The sequence below is a fragment of the Rhodoferax sp. UBA5149 genome, assembly GCF_002413825.1.
Taxonomy (GTDB): domain Bacteria; phylum Pseudomonadota; class Gammaproteobacteria; order Burkholderiales; family Burkholderiaceae_C; genus Rhodoferax.
The window spans coordinates 4124-10068 of the sequence record NZ_DHXT01000078.1 but is presented as its reverse complement, the minus strand read 5'-3'; the positions used below and the strand labels follow the sequence as shown (position 1 = coordinate 10068).

Here is a 5945-nt window from a genome sequence, read left to right as displayed (position 1 = left end):
TGCAACCAGGGTGCGATATCGGCCCGGCGCGTCACTTGATCGAGCTTATTCGCCACCAGCAGGGTGGGAATGTCTTTGCTCAGCAGCGCCAGCACCTTGGCGTCGGCCTGGTTGAACATGCCGGCCTCGACCACGAACAAAATCAAATCCACATCGCCGACCGCGCCGAGCACGGTTTTGTTGAGCGAGCGGTTCAAGGCGTTGTTATGACGCGTCTGGAAACCGGGGGTATCGACGAACACAAACTGGGTGGCGCCCTGGCTGTGGATGCCCGTGATGCGGTGGCGCGTGGTTTGCGCCTTGCGCGAGGTGATGCTGATCTTCTGGCCGACCAGGGCGTTCATCAAAGTCGATTTACCAACGTTCGGTTTGCCCACGATGGCGATCAGGCCACAGCGTTGCCCTTCAACCGGTGTATCTGCTGGCGCGGCCACGCGCATGCTTTTGAGCATGCTTTCCACATCATTTTGGCCTTCAGCCCCCGTCGTGTCTGCGTCAGTGGTTATTATTTTTTTAGCAGTCATTTTTTAACCTTTGCCTTGATTGTTTGCAGCATCGCAGCAGCTGCGGCCTGTTCGCCGGCACGGCGTGATCCGCCAATGCCGCGCTCTGAAAAATTGAGCTCGATAATTTCACACTCCACGTCAAACGTCTGCTTGTGCGCCGCGCCCTGCGTGCCAACCACCCGGTACAGCGGCAGATTCATTTTGCGCCCCTGCAGCCATTCCTGCAGCTCGGTCTTGGGGTCTTTGCCAATGGCGTCCATTTCCGGGTTGATTTCCACCGCCTTGAACAGGCGATGAATCAGGCGTTGCGCCGCTGCAAAACCGGCATCCAGATAGACCGCGCCAATGATGGCTTCCAGGGCATCGGCCAGGATGGACGGCCTCTTTTGTCCACCGGAGCGGGCTTCGCCCTCGCCCAGCCGAATGACATCGGGCAAAACCAGCTCAAGTGCCAGCTGGTGCAGCGTATCCTGCTTGACCAGATTGGCGCGCACGCGCGACAAGTCACCTTCAGGCAGCGCGCTCAGACGCTCAAACAGCAAATCGGCCACCGCCAGGTTCAGGACGGAGTCACCCAAAAACTCCAGACGCTCGTTGTGATCCGCCGAGAAACTGCGATGCGTCACGGCCTGGGTCAACAGGTTTGGGTTCGAGAATTCATGCTGCAAGCGGCGTTGCAGCGCAGTCAAGCCTTCATTCACGCTTTGCTATCTCTTTGCCGATGCATTATTTGGAGCGCCCAGCGTATTTGAGCGTCAGGTAACCCGGACCCGCCAGGTGAATTTCGCGTTGGTAAGCGAAACTGACGACGATTTTGTCGCCTTCTTTGGTGACCTCGATATCCTTGCCCGTGATGGTGCTGATATTGTCAACCGACGCGGCTTTGTCAAAAATACTGCGCACTTCAGCCACTGAATTGCCGTCCCGCGCCTTGTTGACGGCTTTGGAAATCGCCTGATATTCAATCACGGTTGGCACAATCTGCGCAGTAATCACCCCCGTCACCGCCAGCAAACCGCCAACCACCAGGAGTCCCAAGAAAGACAGGCCGCGTTGCTTGGACTTGAATTGATGCGTCATATATTCCCCTAGTCAGTTAAGCGACAGAGATGTCAATCAAACGACCCGATGCGTTTCAGGCTGCTGAAGTTCATCCAGACAAAAAATGCTTTGCCAACAATGTTTTTGTCCGGCACAAAACCCCAATAGCGCGAATCCAGCGAATTATCGCGGTTGTCGCCCATCATGAAGTAGTGGCCTTCAGGTACTTTGCACACCACGCCTTCCACGCTGTAATTGCAGTTTTTCTTGAAAACAAAGTCGTCCGCGCCGGGCACAAACGCGGGACGGTCATCGTCGTTGAGCAATCTGTGTTTGTGCTCGCCAAGCGACTCTTCATACTGCTTGAAATAGCGCATCACGTCTTCATCAAAGAACTCGGGGATGGCCACCGTCTCGATCACCTTGCCGTTGATGGTCAGGCGCTTGTTGAGGTAAGCCACCTCGTCGCCGGGTAGGCCGACCACCCGCTTGATGTAATCCAGGCTGGGCTTGGGTGGGTAGCGAAACACCATCACATCGCCGCGCTGGGGTTTATTGCCTTCGGTGATCTTGGTGTTGAGCACCGGCAGGCGGATACCGTAGTGAAACTTGTTGACCAGAATCAGGTCACCCACCAGCAAGGTCGGAATCATGGAACCAGAGGGAATCTTGAAGGGTTCGAACAGGAAAGAGCGCAGAAAAAACACGGCGATGATGACCGGAAAGAGCCCCGCCGTCCAATCCAGCCACCAGGGTTGCGCGAGGATGCGACTTCGGCCCGCCGCAATGTCGCCATCGACCTGCGTGATCCCCATCTTGTCCAGTTCGCCGCGGCGACGCAGGGCCTCTGACTCCAGCATCGCGGCCGCTTTTTGCCGCTGCGGCAGAAAGTAAAAACGCTCGGCCAGCCAGTAAACACCGGTGACGACGGTTGCTAAAAACAATAGCAGTGCGAAGTTGCCTTCGACCACGCCAAAATACCAGGCACCGGCGTAGCCGACAAAGGCCGCCAGGATGAAGGAGGTTAGAACTTGCATTAGCCGTCCACCTGCAAAATTGCCAAAAAGGCTTCTTGGGGCACCTCAACCGAACCAATCTGCTTCATGCGTTTTTTACCTTCTTTTTGTTTGTCCAGGAGTTTGCGTTTGCGTGAAATATCACCGCCATAGCACTTGGCGATCACGTTCTTGCGCAGGGCTTTGATTGTCTCACGCGCGATGATATTGGCCCCGATGGCGGCCTGGATCGCCACGTCATACATCTGGCGGGAAATGATCTCCCGCATCTTGGCGACCACTGCCCGCCCGCGGTATTGCGACTGCGAACGGTGCACGATGATCGACAGCGCATCGACCTTGTCGCCATTGAGCAGAATATCGACTTTCACCACATCTGCCGCGCGGTATTCCTTGAACTCATAGTCCATGGACGCATAGCCGCGCGACACCGACTTGAGCTTGTCAAAGAAATCCAGCACGATCTCAGCCAGCGGCATCTCGTAGGTGAGCATCACCTGACGACCGTGGTAAGCCATGTTCATCTGCACGCCGCGCTTCTGGTTGGCCAGCGTCATCACGGCGCCCACGTAGTCTTGCGGCATGTACAAATGCACGGTGACGATGGGTTCGCGCACTTCATCGAGTCGTCCCTGGTCGGGCATCTTGGACGGGTTCTCGACCATCTTGACAACACCATCCGCCTGCACCACCTGGTACACCACGCTGGGCGCGGTGGTGATCAGGTCCTGGTCAAACTCACGCTCAAGGCGCTCCTGCACGATCTCCATGTGCAGCAGACCGAGAAAGCCGCAGCGAAAACCGAAACCCAGCGCCTGCGACACCTCGGGTTCGTAGTGCAACGATGAGTCGTTGAGCTTGAGCTTCTCCAGACTGTCGCGCAGACCTTCGTACTGGTTTGCCTCGGTCGGATAAAGACCAGCAAACACCTGCGGCTGGATTTCCTTGAAACCGGGCAGTGCCTCCGTCGCCGTGAAGGCGGCGCCGCCGGTACCGGGCTTGATCAGGGTGATGGTGTCACCCACCTTGGCGGCCTGCAGTTCGCGAATGCCGGCGATGATGTACCCCACCTCACCCGCTTCCAGCGAGTCACGCGACTCATTGGCCGGTGTGAAGACGCCGAGGTTGTCGGCGTTGTAGGTGGTGCCGGTCGCCATCATCTTGATGCGCTCGCCCTTGGCCAAGCGACCATCGACCACGCGCACCAGCATCACCACGCCCACATAAGTGTCGAACCAGCTGTCGACGATCATGGCGCGCAATGGCCCTGCGGGGTTGCCCTTGGGCGGCGGGATTCGGGCCACCACGGCTTCGAGGATCTCATCAATGCCCATGCCGGTTTTGGCCGAACACGGAATCGCATCGGTGGCATCAATGCCGATCACATCTTCAATTTCAACCTTGGCGTTATCGGGATCTGCATTCGGCAAATCCATCTTGTTGAGCACGGGCACCACCTCCACACCCAACTCCAGTGCGGTGTAGCAATTGGCCACTGTTTGCGCTTCCACACCCTGGCTCGCATCCACCACCAGCAGCGCGCCTTCGCAGGCGGAGAGCGAACGACTCACTTCATAAGAAAAGTCCACATGCCCGGGTGTGTCAATCAGATTGAGGTTGTAAATCTGGCCATCGAGCGCCTTGTATTTGAGCGCGGCCGTCTGGGCCTTGATGGTTATCCCACGCTCTTTCTCGATGTCCATCGAGTCCAGAACCTGCGCTTCCATCTCCCGATCCTGCAAGCCACCACAGCGCTGAATCAAACGATCGGCCAATGTTGATTTGCCATGATCAATGTGCGCAATGATCGAAAAATTTCTGATGTGATTCATCAACGAGGACACTTAAGTGATTGAATTAAAACGATGAGGCAAGAAAAAAGGGCGCGTCGAATTCTGACGCGCCCTAAACCAACAATCATTGGCAACTGCGAAGGTTGGAAGTTCATTGTAGGCAAAAAGCCAGGAACGTACAGCCCAAAAAACAGTCGCCATGAGTCGTTGCAGGGCAGCAACAGGAATTTTATACACAGCTTATTAACAATTTTGGTGGATCACCCTCTGGACAACTTGTGGGTGAACTGTGGACCGCCTGTGGGTCTCTCCAATTCATCCCGTATCGTGGATTTGGGCTCACTCCATATGCCTGCAATCCATGATGATCCGTCGTTATTCTAACCAAAACAGTAATTACTCGAATTTAAAGTTAGTGAATGCCAACATCAGTTGTTCAAAAAGACAGCTAAAAAATATATTTCTCCGCTGTCTTTTGCATGCGAATTCAGTCCAAAAGACCCAAAACCCGAGTTCGGGCTAGGGTCTTGAGAAGCTTGTTGACACTCAGCGTGTTGGTCGAATCACGGCATATTGCGCCCACTCGCCGCGCCGTAACAGCACGTTGACGGCTTTGTTTTTGTCGAGTTTTGACACCGCAGCCTCGAATTCCTTGACGTTGGCGATCTCGACATTGCCGACCTGCGTGATGACATCCCCCGCACGCACACCGGCACGGGCAGCCGCATCCGTGGCGCCATCGACCTTCACGCCACCCTTGATCTTGAGTTCTTTCTTGAGAGGTTCAGTCAACTCGCTGACCGCCAGTCCAAGTGCCTGACCGGCGCTTGTGGCCTTGGGCTTATCTTCCTTGTCGCCGGGTTTTTTAGTCGGCTTGTCGGCATCAATCTCCGCGATCGTGACCATCAGGTCCTTGTGGCTGCCGCGACGAAACACGGTCAAAGCACTGCGGGCACCGGGTTTGGTTCCACCCACCATGCGTGGCAGGTCGCTGGACTTTTCGACCGCCTTGCCGTCAAACTTGGTAATGATGTCGCCCGCCTCAACGCCCGCCTTCTCTGCGGGCGAGCCAGCCTCGACACTGCGCACCAGGGCACCCTGGGGTTTGCCCAGTCCGATCGACTCCGCTACATCCTTGGTGACCTGGTCAATCTGCACACCAATGCGACCACGCGACACGCGACCGGAGACCCGCAATTGCTCGCTCACGCGAATCGCTTCGTCCATCGGAATGGCGAACGAAATACCCATGGAGCCGCCCGAGCGGGAATAGATCTGGCTGTTGATGCCCACCACTTCACCGCGCATATTGATCAAGGGCCCACCCGAATTGCCGGGGTTGATGGCCACATCGGTCTGGATAAAAGGAAGGTAGTCGCCGGTGTCGCGCTGCTTGGCGCTCACAATGCCGGCCGTCACGGTATTTTCCAGACCAAACGGCGACCCGATGGCCATCACCCATTCACCCACTTTGAGCCGGCTCACATCACCGACCTTCACCGCCGACAGGCCGGTGGCGTCGATCTTGACCACCGCCACATCACTGCGCTTGTCAGCACCAATGATCTTGGCCTTGAACTCGCGCTTGT

At 56.4% G+C, this 5945-nt stretch carries 6 protein-coding genes; all 6 read right to left on the bottom strand.

Annotated features, from left to right (window positions below):
* Positions 1-452 (bottom strand): GTPase Era (era, locus tag B3V69_RS06630; RefSeq protein WP_296444955.1); only part of this gene is annotated, 452 nt, incomplete at its 3' end.
* Between the two features lie 68 nt (positions 453-520).
* Positions 521-1207: a ribonuclease III gene (rnc, locus tag B3V69_RS06625; protein WP_296444940.1), complete on the bottom strand. Its 687-nt coding sequence runs from the start codon at positions 1205-1207 to the stop codon at positions 521-523.
* A gap of 25 nt (positions 1208-1232) precedes the next feature.
* The gene (locus B3V69_RS06620) at positions 1233-1586 is read right to left on the bottom strand and encodes a DUF4845 domain-containing protein (protein WP_296444938.1); all 354 of its coding nucleotides are present in this window, start codon (positions 1584-1586) and stop codon (positions 1233-1235) included.
* Positions 1587-1618: 32 nt separating this feature from the next.
* On the bottom strand, positions 1619-2584 hold the full coding sequence (lepB, locus tag B3V69_RS06615; RefSeq protein ID WP_296444936.1) for a signal peptidase I: 966 nt from the start codon (positions 2582-2584) through the stop codon (positions 1619-1621).
* A complete protein-coding gene (gene lepA / locus B3V69_RS06610) occupies positions 2584-4395 on the bottom strand; it encodes a translation elongation factor 4 (protein WP_296444934.1) in 1812 nt (603 codons plus the stop codon). The genes lepB and lepA overlap by 1 nt, the downstream gene beginning before the upstream one ends.
* Before the next feature lie 507 nt (positions 4396-4902).
* Positions 4903-5945: PDZ domain-containing protein (locus B3V69_RS06605; protein WP_296444932.1), on the bottom strand; the 1043-nt coding region annotated here is incomplete at its 5' end.